The sequence below is a fragment of the Streptomyces yangpuensis genome (assembly GCF_001005295.1).
Lineage (GTDB): Bacteria > Actinomycetota > Actinomycetes > Streptomycetales > Streptomycetaceae > Streptomyces > Streptomyces yangpuensis.
Genome location: NZ_LBMK01000002.1, coordinates 1,553,848 through 1,568,593, shown reverse-complemented (window position 1 = coordinate 1,568,593; position 14,746 = coordinate 1,553,848). Strand labels below are relative to the sequence as shown.

Annotated in this window: 12 protein-coding genes and 2 pseudogenes; 5 read left to right on the top strand and 9 right to left on the bottom strand. The window is 73.2% G+C overall.

The window, feature by feature from the left end:
- On the bottom strand, positions 1–1,784 hold a 1,784-nt coding region (locus AAT21_RS12220; RefSeq protein WP_046777470.1), incomplete at its 3' end, for a SpoIIE family protein phosphatase.
- A 7-nt stretch (positions 1,785–1,791) separates the two neighbouring features.
- Complete coding sequence (locus AAT21_RS37430; protein WP_052757726.1) at positions 1,792–3,060, bottom strand: DUF6777 domain-containing protein; 1,269 nt, start codon at positions 3,058–3,060, stop codon at positions 1,792–1,794.
- Positions 3,061–3,307: 247 nt separating this feature from the next.
- Here AAT21_RS37430 and AAT21_RS12210 point away from each other — a divergent pair, with 247 nt between their 5' ends.
- The gene (locus tag AAT21_RS12210) at positions 3,308–4,747 is read left to right on the top strand and encodes a lipase maturation factor family protein (RefSeq protein WP_046776641.1); all 1,440 of its coding nucleotides are present in this window, start codon (positions 3,308–3,310) and stop codon (positions 4,745–4,747) included.
- On the opposite strand, the gene AAT21_RS12205 is transcribed toward AAT21_RS12210, so the two are convergent.
- Together AAT21_RS12205 and AAT21_RS37425 are read right to left on the bottom strand one after the other, a co-directional pair.
- Entirely contained in the window at positions 4,733–5,716 is a 984-nt protein-coding gene (locus AAT21_RS12205) for an NAD-dependent epimerase/dehydratase family protein (RefSeq protein ID WP_046776640.1), read from the bottom strand. The genes AAT21_RS12210 and AAT21_RS12205 overlap by 15 nt on opposite strands.
- Before the next feature lie 190 nt (positions 5,717–5,906).
- Positions 5,907–6,080: a hypothetical protein gene (locus tag AAT21_RS37425; RefSeq protein WP_157879668.1), complete on the bottom strand. Its 174-nt coding sequence runs from the start codon at positions 6,078–6,080 to the stop codon at positions 5,907–5,909.
- A 279-nt stretch (positions 6,081–6,359) separates the two neighbouring features.
- Here AAT21_RS37425 and AAT21_RS12200 point away from each other — a divergent pair, with 279 nt between their 5' ends.
- On the top strand, positions 6,360–6,860 hold the full coding sequence (locus AAT21_RS12200; RefSeq protein WP_046776639.1) for a hypothetical protein: 501 nt from the start codon (positions 6,360–6,362) through the stop codon (positions 6,858–6,860).
- 18 nt (positions 6,861–6,878) lie between these two features.
- Here AAT21_RS12200 and AAT21_RS12195 read toward each other — a convergent pair whose 3' ends face one another.
- Positions 6,879–8,366 carry an SDR family NAD(P)-dependent oxidoreductase gene (locus AAT21_RS12195; protein WP_107081245.1) on the bottom strand — a complete coding sequence of 496 codons (1,488 nt, stop codon included), beginning with the start codon at positions 8,364–8,366 and terminating at the stop codon, positions 6,879–6,881.
- A 290-nt stretch (positions 8,367–8,656) separates the two neighbouring features.
- On the opposite strand from AAT21_RS12195, the pseudogene AAT21_RS37970 reads away from it, so the two are divergent.
- A pseudogene (locus AAT21_RS37970) lies at positions 8,657–9,391 on the top strand (DMT family transporter); the annotation flags it as partial.
- Between the two features lie 192 nt (positions 9,392–9,583).
- On the opposite strand, the gene AAT21_RS12185 reads toward AAT21_RS37970, so the two are convergent.
- The gene (locus AAT21_RS12185; RefSeq protein WP_046776636.1) at positions 9,584–10,897 is read right to left on the bottom strand and encodes a transglycosylase family protein; all 1,314 of its coding nucleotides are present in this window, start codon (positions 10,895–10,897) and stop codon (positions 9,584–9,586) included.
- A gap of 185 nt (positions 10,898–11,082) precedes the next feature.
- On the opposite strand from AAT21_RS12185, the gene gndA reads away from it, so the two are divergent.
- The gene (gene gndA / locus AAT21_RS12180) at positions 11,083–12,528 is read left to right on the top strand and encodes an NADP-dependent phosphogluconate dehydrogenase (RefSeq protein ID WP_046776635.1); all 1,446 of its coding nucleotides are present in this window, start codon (positions 11,083–11,085) and stop codon (positions 12,526–12,528) included.
- 261 nt (positions 12,529–12,789) lie between these two features.
- Here the strand turns inward: gndA and AAT21_RS12175 are convergent, their stop codons facing one another.
- From AAT21_RS12175 to panD, 3 genes are read right to left on the bottom strand one after another with little or no spacing between them, the layout of a single operon-like run.
- Positions 12,790–13,434 (bottom strand): aspartate/glutamate racemase family protein, encoded by a 645-nt coding sequence (locus tag AAT21_RS12175; protein WP_200904375.1) that lies wholly within the window; start codon positions 13,432–13,434, stop codon positions 12,790–12,792.
- Positions 13,428–13,787, bottom strand: coding sequence for a GNAT family N-acetyltransferase (locus AAT21_RS12170; protein ID WP_046776634.1), 360 nt, complete (start codon positions 13,785–13,787; stop codon positions 13,428–13,430). The genes AAT21_RS12175 and AAT21_RS12170 overlap by 7 nt, the downstream gene beginning before the upstream one ends.
- 21 nt (positions 13,788–13,808) lie before the next feature.
- On the bottom strand, positions 13,809–14,231 hold the full coding sequence (gene panD / locus AAT21_RS12165; RefSeq protein WP_046776633.1) for an aspartate 1-decarboxylase: 423 nt from the start codon (positions 14,229–14,231) through the stop codon (positions 13,809–13,811).
- Between the two features lie 312 nt (positions 14,232–14,543).
- On the opposite strand from panD, the pseudogene AAT21_RS35375 reads away from it, so the two are divergent.
- Positions 14,544–14,730: pseudogene (locus tag AAT21_RS35375) on the top strand (thioredoxin-disulfide reductase); the annotation flags it as partial.
- Positions 14,731–14,746 lie beyond the last annotated feature (16 nt).

Genomic DNA, 14,746 nt, shown 5'->3' with positions numbered 1-14,746 from the left:
CGTCCCCGCGCGCCCCAGGCGCGTACCGCCGCGCCGATCATGTGGCGGGCGGCCACCAGGGCCTCCGGGTCGCCCGGTGCCACGTGCTGCTGGAGCCGGCCGCCGCCGGGCGGGGCGGGGGCGGGGCGGCGGCGCAGCAACAGGAGGGCCATGTCGTCGTTGCCGCCACGTTCGGTGGCGATCTCGCACAGGCGGTCGGCGAGGAGCTGCAGGTCGGCGGGGCCGCCGCGGATGTGGGAGGTCAGCAGGTGCATTCCGTCGTCGAGGTCGGACCCGGGGTGCTCGACCAGGCCGTCCGTGCACAGCAGGAGCGTTTCTCCCGGATCCAGTTCCACGGTGGTCACCGGGTACTCGAGCCGGCCGAACTCCGCCGAGAGGCCGAGCGGCATGCCGCCGCCCACCGGGAGCCGGTGGCAGTCCCCGTCGCGGGTGCGCAGCAGGGGGTCGATGTGGCCGGCGCGGACCACCTGGAGCACGCCGGTGGAGAGGTCGGCCTCCACGTACGTGCAGGTCGCGAAGCGCTCGGTGTCCAGCTCGTGCAGGAAGACGGAGGCGCGGGCCATGACGGTGCCGGGCGAGTGTCCTTCGGCGGCGTACGCGCGCAGGACGATGCGCAGCTGGCCCATGACCGCGGCCGCGTGGGTGTCGTGGCCCTGGACGTCGCCGATGACCGCGCCGACCCGGCCGCCGGGCAGCGGGATGACGTCGTACCAGTCGCCGCCGATGTCCTGGCCCATGCGGGCGGAGCGGTACCGTACGGCGATCTCCCCGCCGGGGACGGCGGGGATCCGCCGGGGCAGCATGGCCTGCTGGAGGCCTTCGGCCAGGTCGTGCTCCTGTTCCAGCAGCATGGCCCGCTGGAGGCTCTGGGCGATGCTGCTGCCGAGGGCGACGAGCAGGTTGCGCTCCTCCTGGGTGAAGCCGTCCTTGTCCTGGTAGAGCAGTCCGATGGCGCCGATCGGGCGGGCCTGGGCGATGAGCGGCAGGTAGGCGGCGGCCGAGATCTGCATGTACGAGATCTTCGCCCAGAGCGCCGGGTAGCCCTGGGCGAACTCCTCCGCCGAGTCGAGGAAGCGCGGCTGGAGGGATCGGACCACCTCGCTCATCGGGTACTGCTCGTCGATGCGGGTGTAGCGGGTCCCGGGGACGAAGCTGCCGTCGGGGCCTTCGGCCACCAGGTGGATCCGGCCGGCTTCGACCAGGCCCATCACCATGCCCATGGAGCCCAGCCGCTCCAGGCCGTGGGCGTCGCCGAGCGCGTCGATGACGTCCTGGACGGTCCGGGCGTGCGCGAGGGCGGCGGTGGTGGACTCGACCACCGAGGTCTGCCGGCGCCGTTCCTCGTCCAGTCCGAGGCGTTCCGCCGAGTGGCTGAGTTCCTCGGTGGCGTCCCGGACGATGCCGATGATCCGGTGGGGGCGCCCGTCCCCGCCGCGCATGACGCGGCCCTGGGTGTGGGTCCAGCGCAGCCGCCCGTCCCGGCAGCGGATGCGGAAGTAGGCGCCGTAGCTGTCCACCTCGCTCTTGAGGGCGGAGGAGACCATGGCGTCGAGCCGGGCCGACTCGGCGGGCGGTACCCGCGGGGAGAGGGACTCGGGCCGGCCGTCGTATTCCGCGGGGGTCAGGTCGAAGACGTCGAGGGCGGCTTCGTCCATGTGCATGAGACCGGTGACCAGGTCCCAGTCGAAACTTCCCATGCGGTTGAGCGAGAGCGACCGGTCCGGGTGTGCGGGCCAGTCGTCCGGCAGCGATACGGTGGTCGGCACCGGTCCACCATGACACACGGGCCGGTCAGGCGCTCTCCAGCGGGTGGTCCTGGTCGGCGGTCGGCTGGAGGTCCGGGTCGGCGTAGGGGTCGGTGGAGGGATCCGTGTACGGGTCGGCGTACGGATCGGTGTAGGTGTCGGCATAGGGATCGGCGTAGGGGTCGGCGTACGGGTCCTGGGGATCGCCGGGCTGCGTCGTCGATCCGTCGGGGTACGGCGGGAGCGCCGGGTCGGCGGGGTCCTGCGTCAGCGGGTCGGACGGGAGGTCCGACGGCGGCCGTTTCTGGGGCTGCTGGGGCTGCCGGGGCCGGGTGGAGGGGTTCAGCGGCACTGCGGGGCTCTGCGGCTGGTTCGCGCCCGGTGACTGCGGGGCCGCCTGGTCCGACGGGTACGGGGTGCAGTCCGCCTGCCCGGCCCCGGGGGTGCTCGGGCAGGGCGCTGCGGAGGCGGCGCCGGAGGGGTTGGCGGGGCCGCTCGGGATGCCGTCGGCCGGGTCGTAGGGGGGCAGGGCCTGCGGGGTCCGGTCCTGGGCCCCGTCGTCGCCGCGCTTGCGCTCGATCCAGGTGTTGTCCGCGACGTTGACGATCACCAGGTTGTCGATCACGTGGGTGGTGGGTTCGATGACGACGACCTGGTTGGGCTGGTAGCCGTTCCACGGGTCGCCCTTGTGCACCGGGCTCCCCTTGGCCGAGCGCGGGGAGCCGAGCGGGTTGCCGCAGCCGCACCTGACCCGTGGCATGCCGTGGTCGTCGACGAGGACGGCGGTGCCCGCCTGGAGGACGGACTGGTAGCCGGCGGCGCGGCCGCCGCGGAAACCGTGGTTGGTGACGCGGGTGTCGGCCCGCAGCACCACGGGGGTGAGCCCGCGCAGGAACTCGGGGATCCTGGCCACTTCGATCCGGGACGCCTCGGCGAAGGCGCGGGCCTTGCCGCTGTCGTCCGTCAGGTGCTGCACCTGCTGTTCCACATCGCAGCTGCCGAGCCGCTGGGTGCCGCCGTAGAGGCCGGGGGTGGCCGCGTTGACCGTGCGGATGCCCTGCCCGGTGGGGTTGGGCAGCGGGGGCTGGGCGGGTGCCGACTCGCCGGTGGCCGAGGAGGCGGTGAAGGGGTCGGGGCCGGCGCTGGCCACCGGCTGGAGGTAGACCTCCTGACTCTCGGGTCCGGCCGCGCTGGTCGGCTCCTCGTGCCCGCCGCAGGCCACGGCGAAGAGGCCGAGCAGGGCGAAGAGGGCGGCGCCGGCCGGTGCCTGACGACGCGACGCCTGACGAGGTGTCGGAAGTGACGGTCCGTTCACGAAGTTCTCCCTTTTCGCCCCGATTGCTCCCTCTTGTCTGCCGCATCCGCGCGGAAGTCGCAACCGGAGTGCGCGCCGACGCGCCCGAGAGGCCGCACGGACCCGACCATCGAATCGAACGCGTTCAGGACATCGGCCACCGGACCGGGGCGCCGGACCGGGCCACCGGACCGGCTCGCCGTACCGGCCACCGCCCGCGCGCACCGGCCGGTGTCGGTGTCGGCCGGGCGGCCGGATACTGGAGGTGATGGACTGGTTCACGGCGCCCGGGTACTGGCTCGCCCGTCTGGTCTTCCAGCGGGCTCTGGCCGGCGTCTACCTCGTCGCCTTCCTCGGGGCCGCCCTGCAGTTCCGGGCCCTGATCGGGGCGCACGGCATGCTGCCCGTGCCGCGCTACGTACGGTACGTGCCCTTCCGGCGCGCCCCGAGCCTGTTCCAACTGCGCTACTCGGACCGGCTCTTCGCGGGCTGCGCCTGGACCGGGGCCGCGCTGGCGGCGGCCCTGGCCGCCGGAGCCGGGGACCAGGTGCCGCTGGCCGCGGCCATGGCGATGTGGGCGGCCCTGTGGCTGCTGTACCTCTCCATCGTGAACGTCGGCCAGACCTGGTACTCCTTCGGCTGGGAGTCACTGCTGCTGGAGGCCGGCTTCCTCGCGGTGTTCCTCGGCAACGCCCGGACCGGGCCTCCCGTGCTCGTGCTGTGGCTGCTGCGCTGGCTGCTCTTCCGCGTCGAGTTCGGGGCCGGGCTGATCAAGATGCGCGGGGACCCCTGCTGGCGGGGGCTCACCTGTCTCTACTTCCACCACGAGACGCAGCCGATGGCAGGGCCGCTGAGCTGGTTCTTCCACCACCTGCCGAAGCCGCTGCACCGGGTGGAGTGCGCCGCCAACCACGTGACGCAGCTGGTCGTCCCGGTGCTCCTGTTCACTCCGCAGCCGGTGGCCTCGTACGCCGCCGGGGCCGTCGTCGCGACCCAGCTGTGGCTCGTGCTGTCGGGCAACTTCGCCTGGCTGAACTGGCTGACGATCACCCTCGCCGTGTCGGCCGTGGACTTCACCGGACTCGCCGGTCCGCCCCCGGCCGCCGCCTCCCAGGAGGCCCCCCTGTGGTTCGTGGTCCTGGTCTGCGCGGTGACCGCCCTGGTCCTGTTCCTCAGCCGCCATCCGGTGCTCAACATGATCTCGCGCCGCCAGGTGATGAACCGCTCCTTCGACGCGCTGCACCTGGTCAACACCTACGGGGCCTTCGGCTCGGTCGGCCGGGTCCGCATGGAGGTGGCGGTGGAGGGCACCGCGGACCGCGTGCCGCGCGAGGACGGCGACTGGAAGGAGTACGGCTTCAGGGGCAAACCGGGCGATCCGCACAGGCTGCCGCGCCAGTTCGCCCCGTACCACCTGCGGCTGGACTGGCTGATGTGGTTCGCGGCGATCTCCCCCGGCTATGCGCGCGACTGGTTCGGGCCGTTCGTGGAGCGGCTGCTGGCGGGTGACCGGGACACACTGCGACTGCTGCGCCACAACCCGTTCCCGGACGCCCCGCCCGTCCACGTCCGCGCCCTGCTCTACCGGTACCGCTTCACCACCTGGCGGGAGCTGCGCGAGACCGGGGACTGGTGGCACCGCACGCTGGTGCGCGAGTACCTCCCCCCTACCCGGCTCGCGGACGCCCGGCTGTCAGAGCCCGAGTAGCGCGGCCTCCCGCTCGGCGTCGAGTCCGGGGGCGGGCCGGTCCGGCCGCTGCGGAGCCCGGCCGCCGAGGGTGCGCAGCCACGCCCAGGTGTCGGCGACGGTCTCCGTCACAGGGCGGCACCGCAGGCCGGCCTGCAGGGCCCTGGTCACGTCCCCGCCGAACATGTGGCCGTACGACTCGTCCTCGGGGAGCCAGACCGGCAGCTCGGTCCAGGGCTCGACGCCGGCCGCCAGGATGGCCGCCGGGTCGGTCCAGCGCAGGTCGGCGGCCCCGCCGGTGACCGCGGCGCAGGCGTCGAGGAGCGTGCCCATGGTGGCGTGCCCGGCCGGGGCGACCACGTTGTACGGGCCGCCGAGGCCGGCCCCGGCGGCGTCCAAAGTCCAGCGCGCGAGGTCGCGTACGTCGATGTACTGGATCGGGAGGTCCCGCGGGCCGGGGGCGAGCACCGGACCGCCGCGCGCGATGCGGTTCAGCCACCACGGCAGCCGGCCGACGTTCTCGTAGGGGCCGAGGATCAGCCCGGCACGGACCAGCAAGGCCCGGTCGGCGAAGGCGTCCAGCGCGGCGAGTTCGCCGCCCCTCTTGTCCTCGGCGTAGGCGGCCCCGGCGGCGTCCGCGGAGCCGTCGACGAGGAGGCCGTCCTCCGCCTGCCCGGCGGGGGCGGGGTAGGCGTACACCGAGCGGCTGGAGATGTACGCGTACCTCCCGGCCCGGCCGCTCAGCAGGCGGGCACTGTCGCGCACGGCCGTGGGGGCGCTGCCCCAGGTGTCGACGACGAGGTCCCACCGGCCCTCGGCGAGGGCGGCCAGGCCCCCGGGGGCGGCGCGGTCCCCGTGCAGGGCGCGGGTGCCCGGCACGGGTGCGTGGCGGCCGCGGTGGAAGACGGTCACCTCCCAGCCCCGGGCCAGGGCGTCCTCGGTGATCGCGCGTCCGACGAATTCGGTTCCACCCAGCATCAGCAGCTTCATACGATCACCCTGAACCGGCGGACCGGGCCGCGGAAGCGGTGATCGCTCTGGGCGATGACGCTCAGGGCGTAGCCGGGCGGTGCGGGCCGGTGCGCCGCCGGGCAGGGCAGCGCCCCCGGTGCCGGTGTGGGCACGTGGGGGCGCTTGTCACCGCGTCGCGGGTCGGCGCGCCGGTCCGCGGACCGGCCGACTAGTCGATGCCGGGCAGGATGTGCGCCTCCGCCAGGTCGTCCTCGTACCCGGCCAGCCGGATCGGGGCGGAGCGCGCCCAGACCTCCAGGCTTCCGAGTTCGTCGGACCGCGTCGTGGCACGCGATCCCGTCCGCTCCAGCAACTTCGGTTCGGGCTTCGTCTTTTCAGTCACCGCGCACTCCTCTGTGTCGCGTAACCCGGCAGGCAGACCGCGGCCGGGCAAGGGATCAAGGGTTCCGGACGCGGTGGCGCCTTGGTGGAGCGCGGCCCGGATGGGGGCCGTCTTGATGCCCCAGAGTACACATATGAGCGGACCTCCGCTCGATAGGAAGGCAAAATCCGCTGCGCCCTCTCAGTTTTGCCGCGAGTTCAGCAAGTCGTCGGCCGCCGGGTACGTCGGGAGTGGTGTGCTCGGACGCGGGATGCGGGCGGCGCGAGGGAGGGGTCGGCGATGTCGAGGTCCGGAGTGCCGGAGGCCGAAGTGCCGTGCTTCACCAGTGTGGTTGAGCTGATGGAGCTGTTGCGCGGCAGCTCCGACGACCGCGCCCTGCGGACCGCGGCGCTGCTCCGGCGCTCCCATCCCGCAGACAAGGAACTGCAGCTCGCGGGCCTGCTCCAGGACGTCGGCAGAATGCTCCGTCCGGGTGACGGAGCGCGACACGCCGTAATCGGAGCGCAGGCGCTGCGCCCCCTGCTGGGCGACCGGGTGGCCGGGCTCGTACGAGCGGCCGGTACGGCCGGCGGGACCGGCGGGACCGGCGGGCCGGACGACGCCGAGGCGGTGGCGACTCTGCGCCGGGCCCGCGAGGCGGCGGGCACCTCCGGCCCGGACGCCGGCGTGCTGGAGGACTGGCGTCCGCTGCTGGAGCTGGTCGCGGCCGGGTCCTGCCGGGCCGCGAACGCGATCGACCCCCTCGGTCCGCCGAGGGGGTCGATCACGCGTACAGGGTAGGCCCGGGAGCCTCAGGGGCTACCAGTTCGCCGGGGCGTAGTCCTTCAGGAAGACACCGAACAGGTCCTCGCCGGCCTCGCCGCGCACGATCGGGTCGTAGACCCGGGCCGCGCCGTCGACCAGGTCGAGCGGGGCGTGGAAGCCTTCCTCGGCGAGGCGCAGCTTGTCGAAGTGCGGACGCTCGTCGGTGATCCAGCCGGTGTCGACGGACGTCATCAGGATGCGGTCGGTCTGGAACATCTCCTGGCCGCTGGTCCGCGTCACCATGTTCATCGCGGCCTTGGCGGCGTTGGTGTTCGGGTGCCCGGCGCCCTTGTAGCCACGGCTGAAGACGCCCTCCATCGCCGAGACGTTGACGACGTACGCCCGCCCGCTGGACGCCTGCCGGGCGGCCGCCGCCATGGCCGGCCGGAGCGCGCTGATCAGGATGAACGGCGACGTGTAGTTGCACAGCTGGGTTTCGAGCAGCTCGACCGGGGAGATCTGGTCGATGGTCTGCACCCAGGTGTTGCTCTCGACGACGTCGGGCAGCAGGCCGCCGGCGTCGATGGCGGTGCCGGCGAGGTGTCGCTCCAGGCTGGCGTTGCCCGCGACCAGGGCGAGGTCCGCTACCTTCTGCGCCTCCAGGCCGCTCACCCCGACGGGCAGCGCGGCCAGGCCGTCGACCGCGCCGGAGTTGAAGGCGCCGATGACGTGGTGGGCGGGGAGCTCACCGGCGGGCAGCGGGGCGGACTCCCCCTCGACCAGTGCCGCGTAGGCGGTGGGCAGGCGGCGCACGGTCTGCGTCGCGTTGTTGATCAGGATGTCGAGCGGACCGGCCTCGGCCACCCGGTCGGCGAGGGCCACGGCCTGGGCCGGGTCGCGCAGGTCGATGCCGACGACCTCCAGGCGGTGCATCCAGTCCGCGGAGTCCTCCATCGCCTTGAAGCGGCGGATGGCGTCCTTGGGGAAGCGGGTGGTGATCGTGGTGTGGGCGCCGTCGCGCAGCAGCCGCAGCGCGATGTACATGCCGATCTTGGCGCGGCCGCCGGTGAGCAGCGCGCGCTTGCCGGCGAGGTCGGCGCGGGCCTCGCGCCTGGCCCGGTTCTCGACGGCGCAGCCCGGGCAGAGCTGGTGGTAGAAGTAGTCGACCTCGACGTACCTCGTCTTGCAGACGTAGCAGGAGCGCGGGCGCTGGAGTATCCCGGCGATCCGGCCGGCCTCCGTGACCGACGAGGGCAGGATGCCCTCGGTCTCGTCGTCGATGCGTTCGGCGGAGCCGGTCGCGGTCGCCTCGGTGACGGCCTTGTCGTTGGCGGTCTTGGCGGCGCGGCGCTCCTGGCGGCGGCGCTGCTTGACCGTGCGGTAGACGCCCGCGGTGGCGCGGCGCACGGCGATGGCGTCCGGGTGGTCCACGTCGATCTTGTCGAGCTCGGCGAGCACGTCGAGGCAGAGCGCCAGCCGTTCGGGGTCGATGCCCGGTCCGTAGGCCTGCACCTGGTCGTGGCTGTCTTCGGTCACCGTCATGGCCGCTGCCGTTCCTTGATCACTCGTCCGCATCCGCCTGCTGCGGAGGTCCCCAAAAGGGAAACTGTACGGATCCCACGCGCCCCGAGCCAAACCCGTACTCAGGATCCTCACGCACCGCGAACAGGCCGTCACCGTACGGGTCCAGACCGTCACCGTGGGGCACGTCAGGGGTGGCGCTGCGCCGCTGGAAGGTGCACTCTGCGTACACCCGTACTACGTCGGGAGTATGACTCGTGACCACCTGTGGGCGGAGGAATAGCGCAGGTGGGTCCGGCATTGTGGACCTTATGAGTGCACTGGCGCTGTCGGTCCTGCTCTGCCTCGCGTCCGCCGTGGCGTACGCGGGTGGCGCGATCGTCCAGGAGAGGGTCGCGGTGAACACGCCGGACCGGCGGTACGCGCCCCTGGGCCGGGCCGTCTGGTGGGTGGCGGTCGGGCTGAACGGCCTCGGGGCGCTGCTGCACGTGGTGGCGCTCGCGTACGGGCCGCTGAGCCTGGTCCAGCCGCTGGGCGCACTGACCATCGTCTTCGCGCTGCCGATGGCGGCCGTCTTCGTACGGCGCCGGGCGGGCGCGGCGGCCTGGCGCGGGGCGGTGCTGACCACGGTCGGACTCGCCGGGCTGCTGGCGCTGACCGGCGGGAACAGGCGGACGGTGCAGACGCTGGGGGGCGATGAGCGGAGCCTGCTGCTCGTGGTGACCGGGGCCGCGGTGGCGGCGCTGTTCCTGGCGGCGCACCGGATGCACCGGGTGGTGCTGAACAGCGTGCTCCTGGCCGCGGCGGCCGGTACGGCCTTCGGCATGGCCTCGGTGTTCACCAAGTCGGTGGCCGAAGCCGTCGGGTCGGGGGTGCCGGCCGGCATGTGGCCGGACCTGGCGGCGATCGCGGTGCTGGCGTCGGGCGGGCTGCTGTTGTCCCAGGCGGCCTACCGGGGCGCCGGACTGACCGCGCCGCTGGCCACGGTGACCGTGGTCAATCCGGTGGTAGCGGCGACGGTCGGGATCACGCTGTTCGGCGAGGGCTTCCGCCACGGGGCGGCCGGCACGGCGGCGGCACTGGCCAGCGCCGTGCTGGCGGCGGCCGGCCTGGTCCTGCTCACGGCCGTGCCGCCGCACGTGCGCGGGTCAGATCAGGTCCCCGGCCCGAAGCGCCTCCCCGGCCCGAAGCGCCTCCCCGGGCCGGAGCACCTCCCCGGGCCGGAGCGCCTCCCCGGATCAGATGCGGACCCCGTGGCCCCGCAGGTACTTCAGCGGGTCGATGTCGGAGCCGTAGCCGGGGCCCGTGCGGATCTCGAAGTGCAGGTGTGGACCGGTGCTGTTGCCGGTCGAGCCGGAGCGGCCGATCCGCTGGCCGCCGGAGACCTGCTGGCCGGACTTCACGCCGAGGGCCGAGAGGTGGGCGTACTGGGAGTACCGGCCGTCGGTGTGCCGGATGATGACCTGGTAGCCGTAGGCGCCGGCCCAGCCGGCGGAGACGACCTGGCCGGGTCCGACGGACTTGACGGTCGTGCCGGTGGCCACCGGGAAGTCGACGCCCGTGTGGTGGCCGCTGGACCAGGAGGATCCCGAGACGCGGTAGGCGGTGCCGAGGGCGGCGTCGACGGGAGCGGAGAAGCCGCCCGCGGCGGGCTTCTGCTGCGCTGAGGCGGGCTGGGTGTCGGGCTTCGCCGCAGGCTTCTCGGCGGGCTTCTCGGCCGGTTTCGGAGCCGGCTTCGACGCCTCCTTCGGCGCCTGCTTCTCCACGGGCTTCGGCGCGGGCTGCTCCGCCGGCTTCTGCGCGGCCGGCTCCCCGGGCTTGACCGGTTCGGCCGTCCGCGGCGGCTTCTCCGGGTTCTGCGCGGGAGGGGCCGACGGGGCGGTGGTGACCCGCATGGTGAGCCGCTGACCCGGGAAGATCAGGTTCGGGTTGTCGCCCACGACGGCCCGGTTGGTCTCGTAGAGCGCCTGCCAGCCGCCCTCGACCCGCTGCTCGGTGGCGATCGCGGAGAGCGAGTCGCCCGGCCCGACGACGTACGGGTTGGGCAGGACCGAGGTTCCGGTCGGGCGGGGCGCGGTGCCCTGCGCCGAGGCCGTCCGCACCTGCGGCGCACGCTGCTGCGTGCGCGCCTCGGGCTGCGCGGGGACCTGTGCGGCGAGGGCCGGCGACGGGCCGCCCCGGGTGAGCCCGGCCCCCTTCCCGCAGTGGGGCCAGGCCCCGGGCCCCTGCCCGTTGAGCACCTTCTCGGCGACCGCGATCTGCTGCTCCTTGGTGGCCAGGTCGGCGCGCGGGGCGTAGGTGGCACCGCCGAAGGCCCGCCAGGTGCTCTGGCTGAACTGGAGTCCGCCGTAATAGCCGTTGCCTGTGTTGATGCGCCAGTTGTTGGTCGACTCGCAGGCGGCGACCTTGTTCCACGTGTCCACGGAGGCGGCTTCGGCCACTCCGGCGCCCATGAAGGGGAGCGCGATCCCGGCCCCTCCGGCGGTGACGGCCAGCGAGGCCCGGTTGATGCTGCTCGGCTGATACCGGCGGTGCCGGCCCCGTACGCCCATGGGAGCCCCCCATTCGAGTCATCAGGAATTCGCACAACGTAACGTCGGGATCATTGCACGGCAAGGGAGCAACGGGGCGCTCTTCAGCGGAACTTGACAATCCCCCGACGGGCCGCGACGCCGCGGGACCGACGGCGGGGTAGCGTCGGCACAGCCCGCACACCGAAGCACGCAGGAGCGCACAGATGAGCACCAGCACCGCCCAGATCGGCGTCACCGGCCTCGCAGTCATGGGCAGCAACCTGGCCCGCAACTTCGCCCGCAACGGATTCACCGTGGCCGTCCACAACCGCACCGCCGCCAGGACGACGGCGCTGGTGGAGGAGTTCGGTCACGAGGGCGCGTTCGTGGCCGCCGAGTCGGCCAAGGAGTTCGTCGACGCGCTGGAGCGCCCCCGACGCATCGTCATCATGGTGAAGGCCGGGGAGCCGACCGACGCCGTGATCCGCGAGTTCGCCCCGCTGCTGGAGGAGGGCGACGTCATCATCGACGGCGGGAACGCCCACTTCGAGGACACCCGCCGTCGCGAGCGCGAACTGCGCGAGCAGGGGATCCACTTCGTGGGCGTGGGCATCTCCGGCGGCGAGGAGGGGGCGCTGCTCGGCCCGAGCATCATGCCGGGCGGTTCGCAGGAGTCGTACGCCTCGCTCGGCCCGCTGCTGGAGAAGATCGCGGCGAAGGCCGCCGACGGCACACCGTGCACCTCCCACATGGGTCCCGACGGCGCCGGACACTTCGTCAAGATGGTCCACAACGGCATCGAGTACGCCGACATGCAGCTCATCGCCGAGGCCTACCACCTGCTGCGCGAGGTCGCCGGCTACTCTCCCGCGAAGATCGCGGACACCTTCCGGGACTGGAACCGGGGACGCCTGGACTCGTACCTGATCGAGATCACGGCGGAGGTGCTGGCCCACACGGACGCCGCGACCGGGCGCCCGTTCGTGGACGTCGTGACGGACGCGGCCGAGCAGAAGGGCACCGGACGCTGGACGGTGCAGATCGCCCTGGACCTCGGGGTGCCGGTGTCGGGGATCGCCGAGGCGGTGTTCGCCCGCGCGGTCTCGGGCCACGCCGACCTGCGTACGGCCGCTCGCGGACTCGCGGGTCCGGCACCGGCCGCGCTGTCGCCGGAGGCGGCGGACGCGTTCGCCGCGCAGGTGGAGGAGGCGCTGTACGCGTCGAAGATCGTCTCGTACACGCAGGGGTTCCACCAGATCCGGGCCGGGAGCGAGGAGTACGGCTGGAACGTGGACCTGGGCGCGGTGGCCTCCCTGTGGCGTGGCGGCTGCATCATCCGGGCGGCGTTCCTCGACCGGATCCGGGCGGCCTACGACGCGCGGCCCGGCCTGCCGAGCCTGCTGGCGGACGAGCGGTTCGCCGAGGAGATCGGAGCGGCGCAGGAGGGCTGGCGATCGGTGATCGCGGCCGCGGTGGGCTCGGGCATTCCGGTGCCGGCGTTCGCGGCGTCACTGGCCTACTACGACGCCCTGCGTGCGGAGCGGCTCCCGGCGGCCCTCACCCAGGGCCAGCGGGACTTCTTCGGGGCGCACACCTACCGGCGGACCGACCGCGAGGGCTCCTTCCACACCCTCTGGAGCGGCGACCGCTCCGAGATCCGCACGGACTGACCCCTACGACTCCTACGCCCTGCTCCAGGGCCCGGGCTGGGGAACCGGCGCGGGTCCCGGGGGCGGGGGTACCGGGTCCGGCTCCGGGACGGGGCCGGGTACGGGCGGCACGGGGCGCGGGATCGGCTCGGGGTCCGGGAAGGGGTTGGGCGTCGGCGTCGGATCGGGCTCGGGGGCCGGCGGCTGTGTGTCTTCGAGCTTTCGCAGCATAAGTTTTCGCACCATATACGGCACTTTCCCGCGAACGCGGCGCGTACGCCCCTACGACGCTGCCATCAGGGCGAACGCGGCGGCCAGGCCCGGAGCGGGGCTGGCCAGCACCGGGATCCCGGTCGTGGTCAGCCCGGCCGCGGCCGCCATGGAGGCCTGAGCCAGGACGATGACATCGGCGCCGGTCACGGCGTCGGCGGCCTCGGCGACCCGGGAGAGGTAGCGGGCGGTGTCGCCCGCCTCGAAGCTCTCCCAGGCTCCGGCGACAAGGTGCGTGGTGATGGACACCGTGAGCCCGCGCCCGTCGGCCTCCTCGGCTATCAGCTCCGTGGTCGGGGCGAGCGTCGATCCGAGCGCGGCCAGGACGGCGATGCGCGGGCCGGTGCGCACGGCAGCGGCCGCCATCGGCCGGTCCACACGCAGCACCGGGGCGCCGAGGGCCGGAGCCAGCGCCTCGGCGGTCGCCCCGATGGTGGAGCAGGTGACCAGTACGGGGCCCGGCCCGGCTCCGGCGAGCAGCTCCAGCAGGGCCGGGGCGACGGACCGCGGCCCGTGTGCACGGGCCCGGTCCAGCAGCTCCGGCACCACCAGGTGCCGCAGGGCGGCCCCGGGATGGTGCCGGTCGCGCAACGCGTCGAAGACGGGGACGTGCGCGGGCGAGGTGTGCAGCAGGGTCAGGCCGTGGGCCGTCACCACAGGTCGGAGTCGGCCGCCAGCTGCGCCTTCGCCGCCGCGATCACCTCGGCGGGCGGGACGGGCGCCTCGTCGGGGTGTCTGGCGGCCCAGCTCGCCGCGTACGGGCAGAGCGGGACCACGGGGACGCCTTCGGCCTCGGCGAGTCCGTAGAAGGTCCTGACCAGCCCTCCGGCGATGCCCCGGCCCTCGTGGCCCGGCTCGACGATCGTGTGCACCGCCACCAGGGCGTGGGGCGGCCCGGCGAGCACGAAGTAGGCGATGTACCCGACCGCCGTCCCGTCCTCGACGGCGAGCAGCCGCCCGGCCTTGCGCTCGTCCCGGTACTCGATCGGCGTGTTCGTGCTCTCGGGCATGGGCCCCGGCTCCTTCCCGGACTAGCGGACGGCCACGGCGTGTGGGCTGCGCTCCTGGTCCGTGCCCGGTACGGGGGCGGAGGGATCGGCGCCCAGTTCGATGATCCGGTTGTCGGCGTCGACGTGCACGACACGCGGGTTGAGCGCCCGCGCCTCGGCGTCCTCGACCTGCGCGTAGCTGATGAGAATGACGAGGTCCCCGGGGTGCACCAGGTGCGCGGCGGCCCCGTTGATCCCGATCACGCCGGAGCCGCGCTCACCCTCGATGACATAGGTCTCCAGCCGCGCGCCGTTGGTGATGTCCACGATGTGGACGAGCTCCCCGGGGAGCAGGTCGGCGGCGTCCAGCAGATCGGCGTCGACGGTCACGGACCCGACATAGTGCAGGTCGGCCTGGGTGACGGTGGCCCGGTGGATCTTGGACTTGAACATGGTGCGCAGCAATGTGAGCTCCTTGATGACGGCTCCCTGCCCGCTTTCTGCAGGTCAAGGGCGTTCTGCACTCTACACCGGCAGGCGTCGGGTCGGATATCTAAAGGAAAATCCACTGCCCCGGACGAGAAGGCTTCTGGCCTGCACTGCCGTGGGCATAAGGCCGTCGTGACGCTGCCGGACCGGGCTTCGCGTCGGCCAGACTCTCCGGAACGTGGGGGACTGATGCTGACCAGATGCTGACTTACCTGACGGCACGTCACCCAGACGTGCCGATCCCCCAGCGGCCGACCGCCAAGGCCTGCAAAACCGGTCCCTGTGCCTGCCTCCCCCTCAACCCGTACGAACGCCCCTGGCGTCTTCGCCGCCGGCGACGTCGACGACCACACCCACCGCCAAAGCCATCACCGCAGCCGGTTCGAGCTGCGCAGCGGCCCTGGACGCCGAGCGCTGCCTCGACGCCCTGTGCGACAGCAGCACGGACGCCGGCATGGCGCAGGTCAACGCCTGACTGGCTGGCCCCGCCT

What these genes read in the sequence shown, in the direction of transcription:
- AAT21_RS12205 (WP_046776640.1), bottom strand. Translation starts at nt 5,716, where the DNA reads ATGAAGCTGCTGATGCTGGGTGGAACCGAATTCGTCGGACGCGCGATC.
- AAT21_RS12210 (WP_046776641.1), top strand. Translation starts at nt 3,308, where the DNA reads ATGGACTGGTTCACGGCGCCCGGGTACTGGCTCGCCCGTCTGGTCTTC.
- AAT21_RS12170 (WP_046776634.1), bottom strand. Translation starts at nt 13,787, where the DNA reads ATGCCCGAGAGCACGAACACGCCGATCGAGTACCGGGACGAGCGCAAG.
- AAT21_RS12195 (WP_107081245.1), bottom strand. Translation starts at nt 8,366, where the DNA reads ATGACGGTGACCGAAGACAGCCACGACCAGGTGCAGGCCTACGGACCG.
- AAT21_RS12200 (WP_046776639.1), top strand. Translation starts at nt 6,360, where the DNA reads ATGTCGAGGTCCGGAGTGCCGGAGGCCGAAGTGCCGTGCTTCACCAGT.
- AAT21_RS12185 (WP_046776636.1), bottom strand. Translation starts at nt 10,897, where the DNA reads ATGGGCGTACGGGGCCGGCACCGCCGGTATCAGCCGAGCAGCATCAAC.
- gndA (WP_046776635.1), top strand. Translation starts at nt 11,083, where the DNA reads ATGAGCACCAGCACCGCCCAGATCGGCGTCACCGGCCTCGCAGTCATG.